This window comes from Streptomyces sp. NPDC058195 (assembly GCF_042883525.1).
Classification (GTDB): domain Bacteria; phylum Actinomycetota; class Actinomycetes; order Streptomycetales; family Streptomycetaceae; genus Streptomyces.
This window is the reverse complement of record NZ_JBHVVM010000007.1, coordinates 291585-314335: the sequence shown is the minus strand read 5'-3', so window position 1 is coordinate 314335 and position 22751 is coordinate 291585. Positions and strand designations below refer to the sequence as shown.

Genomic DNA, 22751 nt, shown 5'->3' with positions numbered 1-22751 from the left:
GACCACCTCCTGGAGACCACCGGCCGCGAGCTGCGCAAGCTCATGAGCTGGGTCAACGACGAGGACGCGTAGCACCGGCGCCCCGGGGCGGGCCCGCACACCCGCCCCGGGCCAGGCCGCTCAGCCGATCTCCAGCAGCAGGTCACCCGCCTCGACCTGCTGGACGCCGCCGATCGCCAGGCGCCGCACCGTCCCGGAGGCCTGTGCGGTGATCGACGCCTCCATCTTCATCGCCTCGATGGTGGCGACGGTCTGACCGGCCGTCACCTGAGCACCCTGCTCCACCTGAAGCGTGACGACCCCGGCGAACGGCGCCGCGACGTGCCCCGCGTTGCCGCGGTCCGCCTTCTCCGCGGCCTTCACCTCCGTGGCGACCGACCGGTCCCGCACCGACACCGGCCTCAACTGCCCGTTGAGCGTGGCCAGCACGCTGCGGAAGCCGCGCTCGTCCGGCTCGGAGACGGCCTCCAGCTCGATCAGCAGCGTGACCCCCGGTTCGAGAGTCACCGTGTGCTCGGTCTCCGGTTCCAGCCCGTACAGGAAGTCCCGGGTCGGCAGCACCGAGGTGTCGCCGTACGCCTCCCGGTGCGCCTCGAACTCCTTGGCCGGGCCCGGGAAGAGCAGCCTGTTCAACGTCGTACGCGGCGACTTCCGCAGCCCCTCGCGGTCCTCCTCCGACAGCCGGGGCACCTGCTCCTTCGCCGGACGGCCCCGCAGCGCCCGGGTCCGGAACGGCTCGGGCCAGCCGCCGGGCGGATCGCCCAGCTCCCCGTGCAGGAAGCCGATCACGGAGTCCGGCACGTCGAACCTGCCCGGGTCGGCCTCGAAGTCCGCCGCGCCGACCCCCGCCCCCACCAGATGCAGCGCCAGATCGCCCACCACCTTGGACGAGGGCGTCACCTTCACCAGCCGGCCGAGCATGCGGTCCGCCGCCGCGTAGCAGTCCTCGATCAGCTCGAAACGGTCGCCCAGACCGAGCGCGATGGCCTGCTGACGCAGATTGGACAGCTGCCCGCCGGGGATCTCGTGGTGGTAGATCCGTCCGGTCGGCGAGGCCAGCCCGGACTCGAAGGGGGCGTACACCTTGCGGGCCGCTTCCCAGTACGGCTCCAGATCGCCCACCGCCGCCAGCGACAGGCCCGTGGCCCGCTCGGTGTGGTCGGTGGCCGCCACCAGCGCCGACAGGGACGGCTGGCTGGTCGTACCGGCCATGGACGCGACCGCCGCGTCGACCGCGTCCACCCCCGCGTCGATCGCGGCGATCAGCGTGGCGAGCTGTCCGCCCGCGGTGTCGTGGGTGTGCAGATGGACCGGCAGGTCGAACCGCTCCCGCAACGCCGTGACCAGGGTGCGGGCGGCTGGCGGGCGCAACAGCCCCGCCATGTCCTTGATCGCCAGTACATGCGCGCCCGCTTCCACGATCCGCTCGGCGAGCCGCAGATAGTAGTCCAGGGTGTACAGGGTCTCGCCGGGGTCGGACAGGTCCGCGGTGTAGCAGAGCGCCACCTCGGCGAGCGAGGTGCCGGTGGCGCGCACGGCGTCGATCGCCGGACGCATCTGGTCCACGTCGTTGAGGGCGTCGAAGATCCGGAAGATGTCCATCCCCGCGCTCGCGGCCTCGGCGACGAACGTCTCGGTGACCTCGGTCGGGTAGGGCGTGTAGCCGACCGTGTTGCGGCCGCGCAGCAGCATCTGGGTGCAGATGTTGGGCACTGCCTCCCGCAGCTTGACCAGCCGCTCCCACGGGTCCTCGGCCAGGAAGCGCAGCGCCACGTCGTACGTCGCGCCGCCCCAGCATTCGAGGCTCAGCAGGTGCGGAACGGTCCGCGCGACATGCGGTGCCACGGTCAGCAGATCTCGGGTACGCACCCGGGTGGCCAGCAGCGACTGGTGGGCGTCCCGGAACGTCGTGTCGGTGACGGCCACGGCTGCCTGGGCGCGCAGTCCGGCGGCGAACGCCTCCGGGCCCAGGGCCGCGAGCCGCTGCCGGGAACCGGACGGCGGGGTGCCCGGCTGCAGCGCGGGCAGCTTGTCCGCGGGGTCGATCACGGCGGGGCGGGGTCCGTACGGCCGGTTGACGGTGATCTCGGCGAGGTAGCCGAGCATGCGGCTGCCGCGGTCGGCGGACGGGCGGGCCCGGATCAGCTCCGGATGCGCCTCGATGAAACCGGTCGTGACGTGCCCCGCCCGGAAGTCGGGCTGGTCCAGCACGGCGCCCAGGAACGGCAGGTTGGTCGCCACGCCCCGGATGCGGAACTCGGCGATGGCCCGGCGCGCCCGGCGGGCCGCGTTGGCGAAGTCGTGTCCGTGGCAGGTGAGCTTGACGAGCATGGAGTCGAAGTGCGCGGACACCTCCGCACCGGTGTGGACGGTGCCGCCGTCCAGCCGGACGCCGGGCCCGCCGGGGGAGCGGTACGCGGAGATCGTGCCGGTGTCCGGCCGGAAGCCGTTCGCCGGGTCCTCCGTGGTGATCCGGCACTGGAGCGCCGTGCCGTTGAGGGTGATGTCGTCCTGGGTCAGGCGCAGTTGGGGCAGCGTCATGCCCGCCGCGATGCGCAGCTGCGCGATGACCAGGTCGCGCCCGGTGACCTGCTCGGTCACGGTGTGCTCCACCTGGATGCGCGGGTTCATCTCGATGAAGACGTGATGGCCGTCGCCGTCCACGAGGAACTCGACGGTGCCCGCGTTCACGTAGCCGATGTGACGGGCGAAGGCGACGGCGTCGGCGCAGATCCGCTCCCGCAGCGCCGGATCGAGGTGCGGGGCGGGCGCGATCTCGACGACCTTCTGGTGGCGGCGCTGCAACGAGCAGTCCCGCTCGTACAGATGCACCACGCTGCCCTCGGCGTCGGCGAGGATCTGCACCTCGATGTGGCGGGGATCGATCACCGCCTGCTCCAGGAAGACCGTCGCGTCGCCGAACGCGGAGCGCGCCTCGCGCATCGCCGCGTCGATGGCCTCCCGCAGCTCCGCGGGCCCGGCGACCCGGCGCATGCCGCGCCCGCCGCCGCCCGCGACGGCCTTCACGAAGACCGGGAAGCCGATCCCGTCCGCGGCGGCCACGAGCGCGTCCACGTCCGTCGAGGGTGCGGACGACCTCAGCACGGGCACCCCGGCCTCCCGGGCCGCCGCGACCGCCCGGGACTTGTTCCCGGTCAGGTTCAGCACCGGGGCGGGCGGGCCGACGAAGGTGATCCCGGCCTCCGCGCACGCCGCCGCGAGGTCCGGGTTCTCCGACAGGAAGCCGTAGCCGGGGTAGACCGCGTCGGCCCCCGCCCTGCGGGCCGCGCCGATCACCTCGTCCACCGAGAGATAGGCGCGTACGGGATGGCCGCGCTCTCCGATCAGGTAGGCCTCGTCGGCCTTGGCCCGGTGGAGGGAGTTGCGGTCCTCGTAGGGAAACACGGCGACGGTGGAGACGCCGAGCTCGAACGCCGCGCGAAAGGCGCGGATCGCGATCTCGCCGCGGTTGGCGACCAGTACCTTCTCGAACATCGGACTCCCCAGTCGTGTCACGGGTGTGTGGCGTCAGGTAAGGCGATGTGGATCTCGGGCGCGAAGCGTTCGCCACCGTACCGGAGTCCCGCCCCCGCGGTCGTGGACGCCCGTGCGCACACCGTTCCCCGTCGGCCTCACATCGCCCCGTCGGCCGCCTTCACCGCGAGGTAGCGGGCGGGGAACTCGCCGCCGCCGTGCACCGCCAGATCCGCCCCGCTGACATAGCCGGACAGTCCGCTCGCGAGAAACAGGCAGGCCCGGGCGATGTCCCCGGGCACGGCCATCCGCCGCATCGGGATCACCCCCGCCACCGACGCCGCGCCGCCCGCCCCGTAGACCGCCGCCGCGTCCGGGGTGTGGACCGGGCCCGTGGTGATGTGGTTGACCCGGACCATGGGCGCCCACTCCAGCGCCAGGGCCCGGGTGAGGTTGAGCAGTCCGGCCTTGGCGGCGGAGTAGGCGGCGGTGCCGGGCTGCGGGTCATGGGCGGAGACACTGCCGATGTTGACGATCGAGCCCCCGCTCTCCTGGGCCCGCATCACACGGTGCGCCGCCTGCGACACGTAGAACGGCGCCAGCAGATTGAGCGCGACGATCTTCTCCACGAACCGCGGCGACACGGTGGCCGCGTCGGCGTCCGGCGAGCCGCCCGCGTTGTTGACCAGTGCGTCGAGCCGGCCGAATCGCTCCGCCGCCTCCGCCACCAGCGCCCCCGCCGCCGCCGGGTCGCGCACATCGGCCGCGACGAAGACCGCGGAGCGGCCCCCGGCCGCGGGCAGCACCCGGGGTGTGGTGCGCCCGCAGACCACCACCCGGGCCCCGGCGCCGAGGAACGCTTGCGCGATCCGGGCCCCGATCCCCTTGGTGCCGCCGGTGACCAGCGCCACGCGCCCCGTGAAGTCCCAGCCACCGTCGGTGTCCATGCCGTGAGCCTCCCTGATCGGTGCGGCGTCAGTGCGCCGGCAGGCCGAGCCCGGCGGCGAGCCGCGCCCGGTGGTGCGCGGGCGCGCCGAACAGCTCGCCCGCGCCGTGCGCCCGCTTGAAGTAGCGGTGCGCGTCGTGCTCCCAGGTGATGCCGATCCCGCCGTGCAGCTGGATCATCTCGCCCGCCACCGCCGAGAACGCCTCGGAGCAGACGGACTTGGCGACGGCGGCGGCCCGCGGCAGCGCGTCCGGCTCCGTATCGGCGGCGTACGCGGCCCCGAGCGCCGCCGACCGCGCCGACTCCACCAGCACGTACGCGTCCGCCAGCCGGTGCTTGACCGCCTGGAACGAACCGATGGGCCGCCCGAACTGGACCCGGTCGCGGGCGTAGGCGACGGTGAGCTCCAGACAGCGTCCGGCCGCGCCCGCCTGCTCCGCGGCGAGGGCCGCGCACGCCAGGTCCCCTGCCCGCTCCAGGCACCGGCCGCCGTCCCCGTCCGCGCCCAGCAGCCGCCCCTCGGCGCCCGCGAACACCCACCGGGCCTGGCCGCGGGTGGAATCCATGGTCACCACGGGCTCCCGGCGCACCCCGGCGGCACCGGGCGCCACCTCGAAGAGCGAGATCCCCGCCGCCGTACGGGCCGCCACGAGCAGTACGCCGATGTCCGGCCAGTCCAGCACGTGTTCCTTGGCCCCGCTGATCAGCCAGCCGCCTCCCGGGCGCGGGTTCGCTTCGGCGCGGACCGCCGCCCCGTCCCAGGACCCGTCCTCGGCCCAGGCCAGGGCGCCCACCGAGGTGCCCTCGGCGAGCCCCGGCAGCAGCCGCCCGCAGGCCGCCCGGTCGCCGGTGGCCAGCAGCGCCCCGGCGGTGAGCACCGCCGAACCCAGGTACGGCACCGGGCTCAGGCACCGGCCCAGCTCCTCCATCAGCACGTGGACGTCCCGGGCCCCGCCGCCCAGTCCGCCGTACTCCTCCGGCACGGTCAGCGCGGCGGCACCGACCTGCGCGGTCAGCGGCGCCCAGGCCGCCGCGTCCTGGTGCTTCGTCAGCACGGTGCGCACCGCCGACCGCAGCTGCTCCTGTTCCCTGGTCAGCCTCATCGGGCCGCTCCTCTCGGTATGCGGTCAGGCGGTCAGGCGGCCAGGACCCGGGCCCGGCAGGCGGCCGGGGTGCCCCAGGCGTCGCGCAGCGGCCGGGCCTTGCGCATCCACAGCGACAGGTCCAGTTCGTCGGTGTACCCCACCGCCCCGTGCAGCTGAAGGGCGGTGCGCGCCGCCCCATACGCGGCCTCGCCCGCCGCGACCTTGGCCGCGGCCACCTCGCGGCCCGCCGCCCCGTCCCCGGTGGCGAGCGCGAGCGCGGCGCCGTGCACCAGGGGCCCGGCGAACTCCAGGGCCAGCAGGGTGTCGGCCAGCCGGTGCTTGACCGCCTGGAAGGACCCGATCGCCGTCCCGAACTGGGTGCGCTGCTGGACGTAGGCGACGGTACGGGCCAGCAGGGTACGGCCGACCCCGAGTGCCTGGGCCGCGGTGAGGAGCGCGGCCACCTCGGCCGCGTACCCCGCGGCCCCGGTCACCGCCGGGCCCCGGGCGAGGACGGCACCGCCCGTGGGCCGCGCCAGGCGCCGCGCCGGATCGGCCGAGGGCTGCACGGGCCCCGCCCCGGCCGCGAGGCGCAGCACATCACCCTCCACCACCAGGACCGCGTCGGCCGCGTCGGCGTCCAGCGCGTACGGGCTCAGCGCGGTCAGGCAGAGCGAGAGCTCCGCCGCACCCGAGGCGATCCCGGGCAGCCGTTCGGCGGCCAGCCGCGCGTCGCCGAGCCGGTCGATGAGGGCCGCCGCGGCGACCGTCTCGACCAGTGGCCCGGGTACGGCGTGCCGCCCCAGGACTTCGAAGGCCACGGCCAGTTCCAGCGGCAGCGGGCCGAATCCGTCGTGCTCGCGCGGCACGGCGAGGGCGAACACCCCGGCCTCGGCGAGCCGGTCCCGAAGGGCCCGCCCCGGTTTGTGGTCCCCGGCCGCCCAGGCCCGGATCGCGGCCGGGACGTCGCCGGAGGCGAGCCGCGCGTCGAGGGACCGGGCGAACTCCCGCTGCTCGGTGTCCAGGAGAAAGCGCATCAGCGGCGTCCCTTCGGCAGGCCCAGCAGCCGCTCGGCGACGATGTCGCGCTGGATCTCGTTGGTGCCCGCGTACACCGGTCCGGCCAGCGAGAAGGTGTAGCCCTCCGCCCAGCCGCCGGGCGGTGAGTCCGCCGCGTGATCGGCGAGTTCGCCGTACGGGCCCAGCAGGTCGAGCGCCGTCTCGTGGAGCGCGATGTCCAGCTCGGACCAGTAGAGCTTGTTGAGGCTGGAGGCGGCGGCCGGGGCGTCCTCGCCGTGCAGTACCCGGGAGGCGCCCGCGTAGGAGAACAGCCGGTAGGCGCGGGCCGCGATCACCGCGTCGGCGACCCGGTCGCGCAGCGCCGTGTCCCCGGGGTCGCCGTGGGTCCGCCACAGAGCGGTCAGCCGCTCGGCGGCGGCCGTGAAACGCCCGGGGCTGCGCAGGGTCAGCCCGCGTTCGTTGCCGGTGGTGCTCATCGCCACCCGCCAGCCCTGCCCGGCGTCGCCGATCACGTCCGCGTCCGGGACGAACACCCCGTCCAGGAAGAGTTCGGCGAACGCGGGCTTCCCGTCGAGCCGTCCGATGGGCCGCACCGTGACCCCTTCGGCGTCCAGCGGGAACATCAGATACGTCAGCCCCCGGTGCGGCCGGTCCGCGTCAGGGTCGCTGCGGAACAGGCCGAAGGCCCGGTCGGCGAAGGCGGCCCGGGAGGACCAGGTCTTCTGGCCGCTGAGCAGCCAGCCGCCTTCGGTCCGCACGGCCGTCGAGCGCAGCGAGGCCAGGTCCGAACCGGCCTCCGGCTCCGACCAGGCCTGCGCCCAGACCAGCTCGCCGCGCGCTGTCGGGGGCAGCAGCCGGGCCCGCTGCCCGGGAGTGCCGTACTCGAAGAGGGTCGGGGCCAGCAGGCTGATCCCGTTCTGGCCGACCCGGCCGGGGGCTCCTGCCGCGTAGTACTCCTCCTCGAAGAGCAGCCAGCGCAGCAGCGAGGCGCCGCGCCCGCCGTACTCCTCGGGCCAGGAGACCACCGACCAGCGGTCCGCGGCCAGTTCGGCCTCCCACTCGCGGTGGGCGGCGAAGCCCTCGGCGGTCTCCAGGGACGGCAGCGGGGCGGCCGGGACGTGGCGGGCCAGCCAGGCGCGGGCCTCGGCGCGGAAGGCCTCGTCGGCGGCGTCGAGAGCGAGGTCCATCAGGAGCCCGCCTCCTTCATCGCCCGGATGTCCATGCCGCCCAGCGCGTCGGAGGCGGTCTCGGCGTTGTGGGCGTGCGCCAGGTGGTGCAGGCCGAACACCGAGTCCATTCCGGCGTGCATCCCCTGGAGGTCCTCGGCCTGGTTGACGGCGCGCTTGGTCAGGGCCAGGCCCAGGCGGGGCATCTCGGAGATCCGCAGCGCCAGTTCCCGGGTGTGCCCGGCCAGTTCCTCCCGGGGCACGACGCGGTTGACCATGCCGACCTCGTACGCCCGCCGGGCGCTCATCCGGTCGCCGGTGAAGAGGAACTCCTTGGCGATCCTCGGAGGCATCACCCAGGGGTGCGCGAAGTACTCGACGCCGGGAATGCCCATGCGGACCACCGGATCGGCGAAGAAGGCGTCCTCGCTCGCCACGATCAGGTCGCAGACCCAGGCGAGCATCAGGCCCCCGGCCACGCAGGCGCCCTGCACGGAGGCGATGACCGGCTTCGGCAGCTCCCGCCAGCGGCGGCACATGCCCAGGTACACCTCGGACTCGCGGGCGAAGCGGCTCTCCGCGCCCTCCTTGTCCGAGTGGTCCCACCAGAGCCCGGCCCTGCGCTCGAAGGGGAGGTGCGCGTCCCGCTCGGGGGTGCCGATGTCGTGCCCGGCGGAGAAGTGCTTGCCCGCCCCGGCCAGGACGACGGCCTTCACCTCGCCGTCCTCGGCCGCGCGGTAGAACGCCCGGTCCAGGGCGTAGGTCATCGCGGAGTTCTGGGCGTTGCGGTAGTCGGGCCGGTTCATGGTCACCGTGGCGACAGGGCCCCGCTTCTCGTAGCGCACCGGCTCGTCGTGGGCAGTGGACATCCGCCCCTCCTTCCCTAACAAGTGTTTGGTAGATTAACGTACCGTCATGAGCAGCGTCGAGGAGTTCCGCCACGAGATCCGCGGCTGGCTGGCCGCCAACCTCACCGGTTCCTTCGCGGGCCTGCGCGGACGCGGCGGACCCGGGCGCGAGCACGAGGCCTTCGACGAACGCCTCGGCTGGGAGCGGCACATGGCGGCGGCGGGCTGGACGTGCGTGGGCTGGCCCGAGGAGTACGGCGGGCGCGGCGCGGGCATCGAGCAGCAGATCGCCTTCCACGAGGAGTACGCCCTGGCCGACGCCCCCGCGCGGGTCAACCACATCGGGGAGCAGCTGCTCGGGCCGACGCTGGTGGCCTTCGGCACCCCGGAACAGCGGGCCAGGTTCCTCCCGCCGATCGCCGCGGTCCAGGAGCTGTGGTGCCAGGGCTACAGCGAGCCCGACGCCGGGTCCGACCTGGCGAACGTGCGGACCAGGGCCGAACGGGACGGCCCCGACTGGGTCGTCACCGGACAGAAGATCTGGACGTCACTGGCCCACGAGGCCCAGTGGTGCTTCGTGGTCGCCCGCACCGAACCCGGCTCGTCCCGCCACCGCGGTCTGTCCTACCTGCTGGTCCCGCTGGACGGCCCCGGGGTGGAGATCCGGCCGATCACCCAGCTCACCGGCACCCACGAGTTCAACGAGGTCTTCTTCGACGGGGCCCGCACCCGCGCCGAGCACGTCGTGGGGGAACCGGGCGACGGCTGGCGCGTGGCCATGGCCACCCTGGGGTTCGAACGCGGCGTCTCCACCCTGGGCCAGCAGGTCGGCTTCCGGCGCGAACTGGAGGCCCTGATCGCCCTGGCCCGGCGCACCGGCGCCGCCGGGGATCCGCTGATCCGCGACCGGCTCGCCCGCGCCTGGACCGGGCTGGAAACCATCCGCTGCAACGCCCTGCGGATGCTCGACGGGGTCGCGGCCGGTGCGCCAGGCCCCGAGGCGTCCATCGGCAAGATCTTCTGGGCCACCTGGCACCGGGAGCTGGGCGAACTCGCCATGAGCGTGCTCGGCGCCGCGGGCACGACCGCCGCCGGGGGACCGTACGAACTCGACGACTGGCAGCGGCTGTTCCTCTTCTCGCGTGCCGACACCATCTACGCCGGGTCCAACGAGATCCAGCGCAACATCATCGCCGAGCGCGTCCTCGGCCTGCCGAAGGAGCCCCGCCCGTGACCCACCGGCCGACCTACGTAGCGGGCCACGCCCTCCTGGACGGGCGCACCGCCGTGATCACCGCCGCCGCGGGCGCCGGGATCGGCGGGGCGACCGCCCGCCGGTTCCTGGAGGAGGGGGCCCGGATCGTCATCGGCGACGCACACGAGCGCCGCCTGGGCGAGAGCGCCGACGCGCTCGCCGAGGAGTTCGGCGCGGACCGGGTCGCCGCTCTTGCCTGCGACGTCACCGACCAGCAACAGGTGGACGCCCTGTTCGGGTACGCCACCGGGCTCCACGGCGGCCTCGACATCGTCGTCAACAACGCGGGCCTCGGCGGCACCACCGAACTCGTCGACATGACCGACGAACAGTGGACGAAGGTCCTCGACGTCACCCTCAACGGCACCTTCCGCTGCACCCGCACCGCCCTGCGCCACCTCCGGGACGGCGGCAGCGGCGGGGTCGTCGTCAACAACGCCTCGGTCGTCGGCTGGCGCGCCCAGCGCGGCCAGGCCCACTACGCCGCCGCCAAGGCCGGGGTCATGGCGCTCACCCGGTGCGCCGCCCTGGAGGCCGCCGGATTCGGCGTACGCGTCAACGCCGTCGCACCGAGCCTGGCCATGCACCCGCACCTGGTGAAGGTGACCACGCCGGAGCTGCTCGCCGAACTCACCGAGCGCGAGGCCTACGGCCGCTACGCCGAGCCCTGGGAGGTCGCCAACGTCATCGTCTTCCTGGCCAGCGGCTACTCCGCGTACATGACCGGGGAGACCGTCTCCGTCAGCAGCCAGCGGGCGTGAGGGTGACCCCGGAACCCCGGTGCCGGACGACCGGCCGGAATCCTGGCCGCCGCCGAGCTGTTCGCCCCCACGGCCGCCGTGCCACCACCCGCCGGCGCCTCGCGGACCGCGCGGGTCTGCCCCTGGGAGGCCCCCACCACCCCGCCGGCCCCGGACGGCCGAGGACGGACGAGACGCCGACGGCCTCCCCCGGCGGACCGCGGGCGGGCCGCGAGGCCGTTCCCGACGCCGGGCCCGGAGCGCGCGAGACCCTCGCGCGGCGCGTCACCCACTCCTTCCGGCCGGTCGGCCGGCCCGGCCCCGAGGACACCGTCCACCGGAGGCGAGCCCCCGCGCAGCGGCCCCCACGGGCCCGGGAGGACCGTCCGCCCGTACCCGCCCGTGGTCCTCGAAGCCGTCACCCCGCACACCTGACACACCCCCACCTCCGCGCGATGCACCCCATCTCCGTCACGAAGGACACGAAGGAGCAGTCATGGCCGAGGCCTACATCGTCGAAGCGGTACGCACCCCGGTCGGCCGCCGCAAGGGCGGCCTCAGCGCCGTACACCCCGCCGACCTCGGCGCCCATGTCCTCAAGGCGCTGGTGGACCGCGCCGGGATCGACCCGGCCGCGGTCGACGACGTCGTGTTCGGCTGCCTGGACACCGTCGGCCCGCAGGCCGGGAACATCGCCCGCACCGCGTGGCTCGCGGCGGGCCTCCCCGAGGAAGTGCCCGGAACCACCGTCGACCGGCAGTGCGGCTCCTCCCAGCAGGCCGCCCACTTCGCCGCCCAGGGCGTCCTCTCCGGCACCCAGGACCTGGTCGTCGCGGGCGGCACCCAGAACATGTCGATGATCCCCATCGCCTTCGCCTCCCGCCAGGCCGCCGACCCCCTCGGGCTCACCGAGGGTCCGTACGCGGGCTCCGAGGGATGGCGCGCCCGCTACGGCGACGCGCCCGTCAACCAGTTCCACGGCGCCGAACTCATCGCCCGGAAGTGGGGCATCACCCGCGAGGCGATGGAGGAGTTCGCCCTGCGCTCGCACCGCCGGGCACTGCGGGCCATCGACGAGGGCCGCTTCGTCAGGGAGACCGTCGCGTACGGCGAGGTGACCGTGGACGAGGGGCCCCGCCGCGAGACCTCGGCCGAGAAGATGGCCGCCCTGAAGCCCGTGGTCGAGGGCGGCCTGCTGACCGCCGCCGTCTCCTCGCAGGTCTCCGACGGCGCCTCCGCGCTGCTCATCGCCTCCGGACGGGCCGTCGCCGAGCACGGGCTGACCCCCCGGGCCCGTGTCCACCACCTCTCGGTGCGCGGCGAGGACCCCATCCGGATGCTCTCCGCACCCATTCCGGCGACCGCGCACGCGCTGAAGAAGACCGGCCTGTCCATCGACGACATGGACCTGGTGGAGATCAACGAGGCGTTCGCCCCGGTCGTGCTGGCCTGGCTGAAGGAGACCGGCGCCGACCCGGACCGGGTCAACGTCAACGGCGGCGCCATCGCGCTCGGCCACCCGCTCGGCGCCACCGGAACCAAACTGATGACCACCCTGCTGCACGAACTGGAACGCACCGGCGGCCGGTACGGCCTCCAGACCATGTGCGAGGGCGGTGGCCTCGCCAACGTCACCATCATCGAGCGCCTCTGAGAACGTCCGCACGGGCGGGGACGGATTCCCCCGTGAGAGGGACCGTCCCCGCCCGTGCGGACCCGCTCAGAGGGTGCCGAGCTCCTTCAGGGCCGTCCGCGCCTGCGCCATGATCCGCCCGACCAGTTCCGCGCAGGACGGGAGATCCCCGATCACCCCCGCCACCTGGCCCGAGGCCATCACCCCGATGTCCGTGCGCCCCTGGACCAGTGAGGCCTTCAGCAGCATCGGGGTGTTGGCGGCCAGCAGCACCTGGCTCCAGGTCAGCTCCTTGCCGTGCTTCATCGCCAGTCCGTCCCGGACCAGCCGGGGCCAGCTCGCCCCCGACTCCTTCCGGAACGCCGCGGCGTGCCGCACCGCCCGCAGCAGCGAGGCCGTGCGGCCCGAGCGCTCCAGGGCGTCGACCATCGGGGTGCGCAGCATCCGGTGCGGCAGCCCGTCGAGCCGGTCCGTCACCGTGACGTCCTGGACCGCGGCGGCCAGGTACCGCGCCTTCACCGCCCCGGGGACGGTGCTGTCGGAGGTGAGCAGGAAACGCGTCCCCATCCCGATCCCGGCAGCCCCGTAGGCGAGCGCGGCGACCAGCCCCCGGCCGTCGTGGAAACCGCCCGCCGCGACGACCGGGATGTCCACGGCGTCCACGACCTGGGGGAGCAGCACCGTGGTGGCGACGCTGCCGGTGTGCCCGCCGCCCTCGCCGCCCTGCACCATCACCGCGTCGGCCCCCCACGCGGCGACCTTCTCCGCGTGCCGCCGGGCCCCCACGGACGGCATGACGACGATCCCCGCGTCCTTCAGGCGCGCGATCAGCTCCTTCGACGGGGCGAGCGCGAACGACACCACCCGCACCCCCTCCTCGGTCATGACCCGCACCCGCTCGGCCGCGTCCTTCGCGTCCGCGCGCAGATTGACGCCGAACGGCGCGTCCGTACGGGACCTGACCTCCCGGACCGCCGCGCGCAACTGCTCCACGGTCATCGTCGCCGAGGCCAGAATGCCGAGCGCGCCCGCGTTCGCGGCCGCGGACACCAGCCGGGGCCCGGCCACCCACCCCATCCCCGTCTGCACGATCGGGTACCGCACCCCGGTCAGCTCCGTCAGCGCGGTCGGCAGCGGCGCGGGCCCGGTCATGCCGGCACCTCGCGCCCGCGCAGCCCCTCCGGGTCGATGACCTCGCGGATCAGCCGCAGCTCCTGCTCCGTGGGCTCCCGGGTGAAGGGCACCTCGGCGGGGATCGTGAGGGCGAACCCGGTGGCCTCGACGACCTGTTCGACGCTCACCCCCGGGTGCAGGGAGCGCAGCCGCATCGTACGGCCGGGCGTCTCGAAGTCGAAGACCCCCAGATCGCTGATCACCTCGGGGATGCGGTGGTAGCGGCTCGCGGCGGGCCCGGCCGCCGCCGCCCGGTCGTGGCCGACCCCGCTGACCATGTCGACCCGCTCCACGAAGACCCGTGCCGAATGCCGGGGGATCCAGTAACTCGTCGGATGGTTCAAGGTGTTGGAGGGGGCTCCGCGCACCCCGAGCAGCTGGCGGATGGGCCGGTCCCAGTCGCCGATGCAGGAGATGTTCTGGTTGCCGTACCGGTCGATCTGGCTGGCGCCCATCATCACGTGCCGCCGGCCGGTGGCGCCGAGCGTCAGATGCTGGCGGAACGGCAGCCACCCCTCCACGCTCCCCGGCGCCGCCCCCACCGCCGGGGTGTCGCCCATCAGCAGTGCCTCCCCGTCCGTCAGCAGCAGCGCGGGGGAGAAGGTGAGCCGCGCCAGACGTGCCCCGGCGGCCGGGACGGTGCCCATCGGGCTGGCGAGGACCTCACCCGCGCCGCGCCATGCCTCCGCGCACGCCACCACGCAGTACTCGGCCCGGCTCGGTGCCGCGCCGCCGGGGGCCGTGGTGTCGCTCATGCTTCCTCCTGGTGGAAAGCGGTGACGGCGGCCTGGTACGCGGCCTCGTCGCCGGACAGGAACCGTGTGACGAAGGCGGGCCACGCCTCGGGATCGCGGGCGGCCCGGACGTAGGCGCGCTGGAAGACCTCGTCCCGGCCGTGGTCGGGCGCGCAGGAAGTGAAGTGCGCCCCGTTCGGAGTCTCGACCACCCCGTTCACGAACAGCCGCTTGACCAGCAGGGTCTGCGGACCGTGCTCCTTCAGCAGCTCCGAGGTCTCCACGATCCGCTCGCAGGAGACGTACGCCCGGTCGGCGGCCTCGCAGAACAGGTCGTCGAAGTACGGATCGGGGCCCAGGTACTGGCCGTTGCCCTGGGCGTCCGCGCGGTTGACGTGGACCAGCGCCGCGTCCAGCCGCAGCGCGGGCGCGGCGAGCAGCACCTCTCCGTCGTCGTACGGCGAAGTGACCGTGCGCAGCGCCGGGTTGACCTTCATCAGGTCCGAGCCCAGCCCGCCCCGCACCGGCATGAACGGCAGCCGCTGCGCGCCCGCCGTCAGCCCCCACATCAGCATCGCCTCGTCCAGCTCGGCCATCTCGAACGCGCCGCGCTGGCGGGCCGCGGTGAAATGCGGCTCCAGCGGGATCGAGTCCAGCGTCCCGAACGCCGTGACCAGCTTGCGGATCCGGCCCGCGGCGGCGAGCAGCCCGACATCGGGCCCGCCGTACGACACCACGGTCAGATCGGTGACGTCCGAACGCAGCAGCGCCCGGACCAGTGCCATCGGCTTGCGGCGCGAACCCCAGCCGCCGATGCCGATGGTCATCCCGCTCTCCAGCCGGCCGACGACCTCCTCGGCCGTCATCGTCTTGTCCTGTGTCACGCGTTGCGCTCCTTGTCCGCGTCCGTACCGAAGGTGTCGCGCACCCGTCCGGCGACGCCGCTGAGGTTGGCCTCGAAGGTGAAGCCCTGTTCGAAGCGGTAGCTGCGGCGTACGTCGACGGGGTCGATCCCGTTGATGGCGGCCTTGGCCAGCCGGATCAGCGAGCCGTCCTTGGCGGCGATCTCCCGGGCCAGCTCCAGGGCGGCGCCGGGCAGCCGTTCGCGCGGGACGACGCTCCACACCGAGCCGTGCCCGTGCAGCTCGTGGGCCGTCACGGTGCGCGAGGTGTAGTACAGGGTCCGCATCAGGTGCGCCGGAACCAGCCGGGCCAGATGGGTGGCCGCGCCGAGCGCGCCCCGGTCCAGCTCCGGCAGCCCGAAGACGGCGTCCTCGCAGGCCACGATCGCGTCCGCGTTGCCCACCAGGCCGATGCCGCCGCCCAGGCAGAAGCCCTGCACAGCGGCGACGACCGGGACCTCGCACTCGTAGACCGCGGCGAACGCCTCGAAACAGCCCCGGTTGGCTCCGATCAGCGCCTCGTGCCCGTCCGCGCGCTGCATCTCCTTGATGTCCACGCCCGCGTTGAAGCCGCGGCCCTCGGCGCCCAGGACCACGCACCGGACCTCCGGATCGGCCCCGGCGGCGCGCACCGCGGCGGCGAGGTCGAACCAGCCGCGCACCGGCAGGGCGTTGACCGGAGGGAAGTCGACGGTGACGACGGCGATGCCCGCTTCCGGGGCGGAGGTGGAGACACCCATGAGCAGATCAGCTACCTTTCCACCTAACGTTTGTTTGGTTCAACGTAGCAGCGATACGGATGCCGCGGGAGGGCGTCGTCGCACCGCTTCGGCGGCGCCGTCACCTCGCTCCCCGCCCACCGGGTTCCCCGCCCAGCGAAAGGACTTCCGCCATGAGCTCACCGACCGCCCTGTGTGCCGGACGCGTCGCCGTCGTCACCGGCGCGGGCCGCGGACTCGGCCGCGCCCACGCTCTGGCCCTCGCCGCCGAGGGCGCCCGGGTCGTGGTCAACGACCTCGGCGTCGACCTCGACGGCTCGGGCGGTGCCACCGAACCCGCCGGGCTGGTCGTCGAGGAGATCCGCGCCGCTGGCGGGGAGGCCGTCGCGCACTACGCGGACATCGCCACCACCGAGGGAGCCGCCTCGCTCGTCGCGACCGCGCTCGACACCTTCGGACGGCTCGACACCCTGGTCAACAACGCCGGATTCCTCCGCGACCGGATGCTGGTCAACCTGGACGAGGACGACTGGGACGCGGTGACCCGGGTCCACCTGAAGGGCCACTTCCTGCCGCTCAAACACGCCGCGGCACACTGGCGGGCCGAGTCGAAGGCCGGGCGCACGCCCGAGGCCCGGGTCGTCAACACCTCGTCCGGGGCCGGGCTGCTGGGCAGCGTCGGCCAGGTCTGCTACTCCGCCGCCAAGGCCGGGATCGTCGGCCTGACCCTGGTGGCCGCCGCCGAACTGGGCCGCTACGGCGTCCAGGTCAACGCCATCGCTCCCGCCGCCCGCACCCGCATGACCGTGGAGACCTTCGCCGAGACCATGGCGGTCCGCGCGCCGGACGCGTTCGACGCGATGGCCCCGGAGAACGTCTCGCCGCTCGTGGTCTGGCTGGGCTCTCCCGCCAGCGCCGGGGTCAGCGGCCGGGTCTTCGAGACCGAGGCCGGACGGATCACGGTGATGGAGGGCTGGCGCCCCGGCCCCACCGCCGACAAGGGCGCCCGGTGGAGCCCGGCCGAGGCGGGCAGGGCCGCGACCGGGCTGCTCGCCCGCTCCGAACCGCCCCAGCGGGTGTACGGGGCGCGCTGAACCCACCCGCCGAGGCCCGTGTCCCACCCCGCGAACCGAGGAGGAACCGCCCATGACCGCCACCGAGGCACCCGACGTCCTGGCCCCCGCCCGGCTGGGCCCGGTCCGGCTCCGCAACCGCGTCATCAAGGCCGCGACCTACGAGGGCCTGAGCCACCGCGCCCTGGTGACCCGGGACCTGGTCGACTTCCACGTCGCCTACGCGCGCGGCGGCGTCGGCATGACGACCGTGGCCTACTGCGCCGTCACCCGGGACGGACGCACCGACCGGCACCAGATCCACTGGACCGACGAGGCCCTGCCCGGACTGCGCGTCCTCACCGAGGCCGTCCACGCCGAGGGCGCCGCGATCGCCGCGCAGATCGGCCACGGCGGCCCCGTCGCCAGCCCCCGCGCCAACGGCGCCCCCGCCCTCTCCCCGTCCCCCTTCTTCCACACCACCGCCTTCAGCCGGGCCCGAGAGGCGTCCCCCGCCGACATCCGGCGCATCACCGAGGCGCACGCCGAGGCCGCCCGCCGCGCCGCCGCCACCGGCTTCGACGCCGTCGAGGTCCACCTGGGCCACAACTACCTGGCCAGCTCCTTCCTCAGCCCCCGCATCAACCGCCGCGGCGACCGGTACGGCGGCAGCCTGGAGAACCGGGCCAGGTTCGCCCGGGAGATCATGCGGGCCGTCCGCGACGCGGCCGGCGGCCGGATCGCCGTCATCGCCAAGATGAACATGGACGACGGGGTGCCGGGCGGCTTCTGGCTCGACGAGGCCATCGCGGTGGCCCGGTGGCTGGAACAGGACGGCACCGTCGACGCCCTGGAGATGACCGCGGGCAGCTCCCTGCTCAACCCGATGTACCTCTTCAAGGGGGACGCCCCGCTCCGCGAGTTCGCCGCGGTCATGCCGCAGCCGGCCCGGCTCGGGGTGAAGGCGGTCGGCGGCCGCTTCCTGCGCAGCTACCCCTACCGGGACGCCTATCTGCTGGAGGACGCCCGCCAGATCCGCGCCGCCGTGAAGCTGCCGATGATCCTGCTCGGTGGCATCACCGGAAGGCCGGTCATGGACCGCGCGATGCGGGAGGGCTTCGCGTTCGTGGCCATGGCCCGTGCCCTGCTCCGCGAACCCGACCTGGTCAACCGGCTGCGCGAGGACGCCGCCACCCCGTCCCTGTGCATCCACTGCAACAAGTGCATGCCGACCAACTTCACCGGCACCCGCTGCGTCCTGGTCGACCGCGCGACCACCCGCGGGGACACCTGGGGCACGCCCGAGGGCTACGTGGGCTGAGCGCCAGCCCGGCCGCGGCCCGTGATCCGCCGACCGCCCGGGGCAGGGGCGAACGGCGCGGCCACGCGCGCCTCCGGCGCCGTCCGGCGAGGCGGGAGGGCGGCGCGCCCACGGAGGCGGACACGGTGCCTGTCCGGTCGCCTTGACGGGCGTGACCCGACGCGCGGGGCGGGCGCGCCCGCGCCCGTACCCGGGGAGGGTCCGCGCCCGTACCGGAGGAGGGTCAGCGCCTGGCGCGATGGCCGCGGCTCCTGCCGTCATCACGTCCGGAGGCATCACGTCCGGACGCATCACGGCCCGGCGCCCACCGGCGCCAAGGGCGGCACCTCGACCGCCCCGCCGCGCCACCGGGCCGTCCTCCTGCCCGGATCCGGGCTCTGAGCACGCCAAAACTGGCTGCTGGAACGGGAGTTGCGGGGGATTCTGTGGACAGGGCGGGCCTGTCTCCGATGGGATGGGGCGGTCGGGTGGCCGTGTGGAGGGGAGCGTCCGTGGAACCAGTGGCAGCAGAACTTCTCATGGCTCTGGCGAGCGGGACCGCCGGAGCCGCCGGGCAGAGTCTGTGGGAACGGCTCCGTGCACTCGTACGGAGACAGGCCGCGGCGGACGCCGTCGGCGAAGGAGAGCTGGCCGCCTTCGCCGAGGACACCGCAGACGGCGCGCGCGCCCGTGCGCTGGCCGGTGCCCTGGCACTGAGGGCGGACCAGGACCCCGCCTTCGCGCAGGCCCTGGCGCTCTGGCGCCAGGAGGCGGAGCGGGTGCACGGCGGCGGTGACACGCGCCAGGAGATATCCGGCGGCACACAGCACAACGTCGTCTTCACCCGGGACGTCCACGGACCGATCAACCTGAACTGAGGGGCGGCGGTGAAGCACGGGGACGCCGACGGCCCCCACCAGGAGATCACGGGCGGCACACAGCGCAACGTCGTCTTCGCGCGCGACATCGGGACCGTGGAGATCCACGGGGCGTACGAGATCCACACCGGTTCCGGCGCGGGACAGGGCGTTCCATGGCACGGCGGCTTCGGCCGGATCGGCCGCCTCGTCATCGCTCTGGCCGGTGCACTGCTGCTCATCATCCGCCCCGCGCTTCCCCTGCCGGAACGGACCGGTCTCGGGCCGGTGGCCTGGGGATGGTTCCTGATCGCGGGCGCGACCGTGTTCGAGACCGGTACGAGAGTGAACGAGGCGAGGGCCCGGCGTCGGCGCGCGGCATGGCGCTCCGGGAAGAACCTCGCCCGCACGGCCGAGGCCCTCGCCGAGAGCCTCACCTACCACTACGGCCAGGACGAGCGCCTGGCGAGGATCAACGATCCGCATCCGCTCGCCGTGAGCTGGACGACCGGGGCGACAGCCGCCCCGGCCGCCGAGGACGGCGCCACGGGTGAAGACGCCCGCGACGACCCGGACCGCACCGGACCCGCCGCCGACGAGGCGGCCATCGCCGGTCTCCTCACCTCCGCCCCGGCCGGACGTCTCGTCGTTCTCGGCGGCGCCGGAGCCGGCAAGTCCGTGCTCGTCCTGCGCCTCGCGCACGCCCTCCTGCGCGAGCGCGCCCGCGGTTCCCAGGACCCCGTACCCGCCGTCGTGTCGCTGGCGTCCTGGGATCCCGGCCACGGCCTGCTGGGGTGGCTGTCCGAGCGGCTGGCGGAGGAGTACCCGGACGCGTTCGCGTCGATGGCGGGTGCGCCGCCGGCCGACGTCGCCTTCCACCTGCTCCTGACCCGCAGGGTCCTGCCCATTCTCGACGGGTTCGACGAACTGCCCGAGCACCGGCGCGCCGACGCCCTCCGCCAGATCATCGAGACCATGCGGGGGCGCCACCCGTTCGTACTGACGAGCCGAGAGCCGGAGTACCGCGAACACGCCCCGGAAGAAGCCCTGTTCGAGCGCACGGAGATCCGCCTCAGCCCGCTGAGCGATGACGCCGTACGGGCCTGCCTCGCTCCGGGCCGGACCCGGAGCAGATGGACACCCGTGCTCGACCGGCTCGGTGACCGCTCCGGCCCCGCGGACGGTTCACCGGAAGTGCGGCGGCTGCGCGAGGTACTGAGCGTGCCGCTCATGGTGGGCCTCGCCCGGGTCGCGTACGCGCGCGGGGACAGCGACCCCCGGGAACTGCTGGAGCCGTCGAGGTTCGACAGCGGGCGGGACGTCGAACGGCACCTGTACGACGCGTTCCTCGACGTGGTCTACAGCGCCTCGCACGACGTACGGGCCGCGCGCGGCGGATGGGCGCCGGAGCGGGCACGCGCGTGGGCGGGGTTCCTCGCCTCCCGCATGAAGGAGGCGAACGAGCAGGACCTCGCGTGGTGGCGACTGGACGAGACGGTGCCACGGGCCGTGCGGATGATCGCCCTGGTGCCGGCGTTCGCCCTGGGGGCCGTGCTCGTCGCGGGGACCGACTTCGGGACGCCCTGGTGGAACCGTCAGCTGCCGCTGGGGCTGTCGGGCGCCTTCGCCCTGCTGTGCGGGCTGGGGCTCGCGGGCGCGGACCCGGCCACGTGGCGGTTCCCGCCGCGCCGCCTGGCACGGCCCGGCGGCGCCGAGATCCTCGCGGCGGACCGCGCGGGCCGGTGGCGTGCGGCACTCGCCGCGCTCGGCCTGGCGGCGGGCTGGGCTGCCGCGCTGATCGCCGGTGGCAGCACTCTGCGCTGGGCGATGGTGCTTCCCACCGTGCCCGTCGTGTGGGTGTGCGCGGTACGGGCCGCCGCCGCCGTCTGGCGCCCGTCCGATCCGGCGAGCGCCGAGAGCCCGTCCAGGCTGCTGCGCGCCGACCGGCGCGGTGTCCTGGTCCTGGGCTGGTCGGCGCCGGTCAGACGGGGCATGGAAGAGACGCCGCTGCTGGTACTGGTGCTGCCGGTCGTCCTGCTCTCCCTCTGGCAGCAGGCCGGTGGAGCGGACGTCGTCACCGGCCGGGACTGGGCCCGCCTGGCTGCCGGGCTGCCGCTCGCATGGGCCCTGTACGAGTTCGGCGCGTCCGCGTGGGGCGGATTCACGGTGGCACGGCTGTACCTCTGGGCGACGGGCAGACTGCCCGGACGGCTCATGCCGTTCCTGGAGGACGCGCACGCGCGCGGAGTGCTGCGCCAGTCCGGCGGCGTCTACCGCTTCCGGCACATCGAGCTGCGCGACCGGCTGGCGCGGGAGGCGGCCGACGGCGCCTCTGCCCGTACCGGGCCGAGGCCGCGCTTCGCCGCACTGCGGCACGTGCCCGGCCCGCTGTCGGCATTGGCCGCCGGACTGATGGCGCTCGCCCTCGTATCCGGGGCCATCACGGCGAAACCGCTGACGGGGCCGGTCCGTTCGCTGCCCGGGGCCTGCGAGCTGCTCGCCCGGCAGAGCCTCGGCCAGCTGATGACGGATCCCGCGGTCGTCGCCGAGGACGACGGGCGCGTGTGCAGCGCGGGTGAACAGGCGCCGTTCGTCCGTGACACCCGGATCAGCGTCCGCACCGAACTCCTCACCGGGAAGAGCCGGTCACTAGGGGGCCCGTACATGGCGCGGGTCGAGTTCATGAAGGCGCGGAGCCAGGCCATGAGCTGGGTGAGCACCAGCAGGCCCGAGGGCTTCCACCACGCGCTCTCTGGCCTCGGTGACGAGGCGTACGTCGCTGCGGTGCCCGATCCGTACCGGGACACCGCCGAGGTCCGAACGCCGCGCGGGGCAGCGCTCGTCGGCGTGCGCACCGGCAACGCGATCCTGCACGTCCGGTACGAGGAGGAGTTCGCCTCTCTCGGCCGGGCGGCCGCGGCCGCGCAGATCCTGGCAAGGGAAGCCGCCCGCCGGGCCGGGCTCACGGACGGTGCGTCCTCTTCCGGGGGACCGGCGCCCGAGGCCGGGGCCAAGCCGGTCCAAGGGGGGTCCTTGGCCGGCCTGCCGCCCCGGACGAGGACCCCGCAGGGCAACCGGTTCGCCTTCTACTCCCGTCGCCCGGCGAGGCCGGTGCGAGGAGAGACCTGGCGCGGCGACGAACGCTCCTACCTCTGGCACCTGGAGCGGGCCCCGCTCGTCTTCCGGGCCCCCAAGCACCTCGTCTGCAAGGGCACGAAGGCCGACGACCCGGTCACGTACGCCTGCACGCCCCGCCCCGGGACGGTGCGGGCCGGTCTCCTCCCCGACCTGCGGATCGACGTCCGGTTCCATTCCTGCGGAGGCTCCTGCGACCAGAAGGAGACGAACGCGTTCCTGCGCGCCTGCCCCGACCACGCGCGTACCTCGTGGACGAAGGCCGACACCTCCACGTACGTCGCGGCGGGATCCGTCGACGGGGCGGAGCGCTACCGGATGGCGATGAAGCGCTACTGGGGCTGGCAGGACCAGAAGACGAAGGCCTGGCACACCAACCTGCTCTGGGTCCGTGCCGAGGTCCCGCGGGAGCACGAGGCGACGGCCCAGAAGATCGTGAACGACCTGTTCACACAGACCGGCGGCTTCCGGACCATCGGATGAGAAGAGCAGGGGCACCCGGGACGGAGCCCTCGCCGTGGTGGCGGACCACGCTCCGCAAGGCGTGAGCGCTCCTCGCGGGACCGGGCGGCGGGTTCTGCGTCGTGGCGGCGGAGTCGGGCATGGCACCCTCACCGCGCCCAGGTCTCCTGGCATGGTGCACGAACTCCGCCGCCGCCGCTTGCCGCGATTGCGCAGAGACAGGTCCCGAACCGTGCTTCAGGATGTGCGAT

17 protein-coding genes are annotated in these 22751 nt (G+C 74.1%); 7 read left to right on the top strand and 10 right to left on the bottom strand.

Annotation, left to right across the window (positions count from 1 at the left end):
• Positions 1–120 precede the first annotated feature (120 nt).
• From ACFVWY_RS12365 to ACFVWY_RS12340, 6 genes are all read right to left on the bottom strand, one after another.
• Complete coding sequence (locus tag ACFVWY_RS12365) at positions 121–3495, bottom strand: pyruvate carboxylase (protein ID WP_389870364.1); 3375 nt, start codon at positions 3493–3495, stop codon at positions 121–123.
• A 137-nt stretch (positions 3496–3632) separates the two neighbouring features.
• Positions 3633–4421 (bottom strand): SDR family oxidoreductase, encoded by a 789-nt coding sequence (locus ACFVWY_RS12360; protein ID WP_389870361.1) that lies wholly within the window; start codon positions 4419–4421, stop codon positions 3633–3635.
• Positions 4422–4449: 28 nt separating this feature from the next.
• A complete protein-coding gene (locus ACFVWY_RS12355) occupies positions 4450–5523 on the bottom strand; it encodes an acyl-CoA dehydrogenase family protein (protein ID WP_389870358.1) in 1074 nt (357 codons plus the stop codon).
• Positions 5524–5555: 32 nt separating this feature from the next.
• The gene (locus ACFVWY_RS12350; RefSeq protein WP_389870355.1) at positions 5556–6542 is read right to left on the bottom strand and encodes an acyl-CoA dehydrogenase family protein; all 987 of its coding nucleotides are present in this window, start codon (positions 6540–6542) and stop codon (positions 5556–5558) included.
• Positions 6542–7711 (bottom strand): acyl-CoA dehydrogenase family protein, encoded by a 1170-nt coding sequence (locus tag ACFVWY_RS12345; protein WP_389870352.1) that lies wholly within the window; start codon positions 7709–7711, stop codon positions 6542–6544. Before ACFVWY_RS12345 ends, ACFVWY_RS12350 begins: the two co-directional genes overlap by 1 nt.
• Positions 7711–8559: an enoyl-CoA hydratase gene (locus ACFVWY_RS12340; protein ID WP_389870350.1), complete on the bottom strand. Its 849-nt coding sequence runs from the start codon at positions 8557–8559 to the stop codon at positions 7711–7713. Before ACFVWY_RS12340 ends, ACFVWY_RS12345 begins: the two co-directional genes overlap by 1 nt.
• Positions 8560–8605: 46 nt before the next feature.
• On the opposite strand from ACFVWY_RS12340, the gene ACFVWY_RS12335 reads away from it, so the two are divergent.
• From ACFVWY_RS12335 to ACFVWY_RS12325, 3 genes are all read left to right on the top strand, one after another.
• A complete protein-coding gene (locus ACFVWY_RS12335; protein WP_389870348.1) occupies positions 8606–9772 on the top strand; it encodes an acyl-CoA dehydrogenase family protein in 1167 nt (388 codons plus the stop codon).
• Entirely contained in the window at positions 9769–10554 is a 786-nt protein-coding gene (locus ACFVWY_RS12330) for an SDR family oxidoreductase (RefSeq protein ID WP_389870345.1), read from the top strand. The genes ACFVWY_RS12335 and ACFVWY_RS12330 overlap by 4 nt, the downstream gene beginning before the upstream one ends.
• 475 nt (positions 10555–11029) lie before the next feature.
• Positions 11030–12187, top strand: a complete 1158-nt coding sequence (locus ACFVWY_RS12325; RefSeq protein ID WP_389870342.1) for an acetyl-CoA C-acetyltransferase — start codon at positions 11030–11032, stop codon at positions 12185–12187.
• 66 nt (positions 12188–12253) lie between these two features.
• Here ACFVWY_RS12325 and ACFVWY_RS12320 read toward each other — a convergent pair whose 3' ends face one another.
• From ACFVWY_RS12320 to ACFVWY_RS12305, 4 genes are read right to left on the bottom strand one after another with little or no spacing between them, the layout of a single operon-like run.
• On the bottom strand, positions 12254–13318 hold the full coding sequence (locus ACFVWY_RS12320; RefSeq protein WP_389870339.1) for an NAD(P)H-dependent flavin oxidoreductase: 1065 nt from the start codon (positions 13316–13318) through the stop codon (positions 12254–12256).
• A complete protein-coding gene (locus tag ACFVWY_RS12315) occupies positions 13315–14094 on the bottom strand; it encodes a CoA-transferase subunit beta (protein ID WP_389870337.1) in 780 nt (259 codons plus the stop codon). Before ACFVWY_RS12315 ends, ACFVWY_RS12320 begins: the two co-directional genes overlap by 4 nt.
• Positions 14091–14939, bottom strand: a complete 849-nt coding sequence (locus ACFVWY_RS12310; RefSeq protein WP_389870384.1) for a CoA transferase subunit A — start codon at positions 14937–14939, stop codon at positions 14091–14093. Before ACFVWY_RS12310 ends, ACFVWY_RS12315 begins: the two co-directional genes overlap by 4 nt.
• A gap of 14 nt (positions 14940–14953) precedes the next feature.
• On the bottom strand, positions 14954–15715 hold the full coding sequence (locus ACFVWY_RS12305; RefSeq protein WP_389870334.1) for an enoyl-CoA hydratase family protein: 762 nt from the start codon (positions 15713–15715) through the stop codon (positions 14954–14956).
• Between the two features lie 152 nt (positions 15716–15867).
• Here ACFVWY_RS12305 and ACFVWY_RS12300 point away from each other — a divergent pair, with 152 nt between their 5' ends.
• From ACFVWY_RS12300 to ACFVWY_RS12285, 4 genes are all read left to right on the top strand, one after another.
• Positions 15868–16788 (top strand): SDR family oxidoreductase, encoded by a 921-nt coding sequence (locus ACFVWY_RS12300; RefSeq protein ID WP_389870333.1) that lies wholly within the window; start codon positions 15868–15870, stop codon positions 16786–16788.
• A 52-nt stretch (positions 16789–16840) separates the two neighbouring features.
• Positions 16841–18067, top strand: coding sequence for an NADH:flavin oxidoreductase (locus ACFVWY_RS12295; protein WP_389870331.1), 1227 nt, complete (start codon positions 16841–16843; stop codon positions 18065–18067).
• A gap of 500 nt (positions 18068–18567) precedes the next feature.
• Positions 18568–18924, top strand: coding sequence for a hypothetical protein (locus tag ACFVWY_RS12290; protein WP_389870328.1), 357 nt, complete (start codon positions 18568–18570; stop codon positions 18922–18924).
• Between the two features lie 9 nt (positions 18925–18933).
• Positions 18934–22521, top strand: a complete 3588-nt coding sequence (locus ACFVWY_RS12285; protein ID WP_389870326.1) for an NACHT domain-containing protein — start codon at positions 18934–18936, stop codon at positions 22519–22521.
• Positions 22522–22751 lie beyond the last annotated feature (230 nt).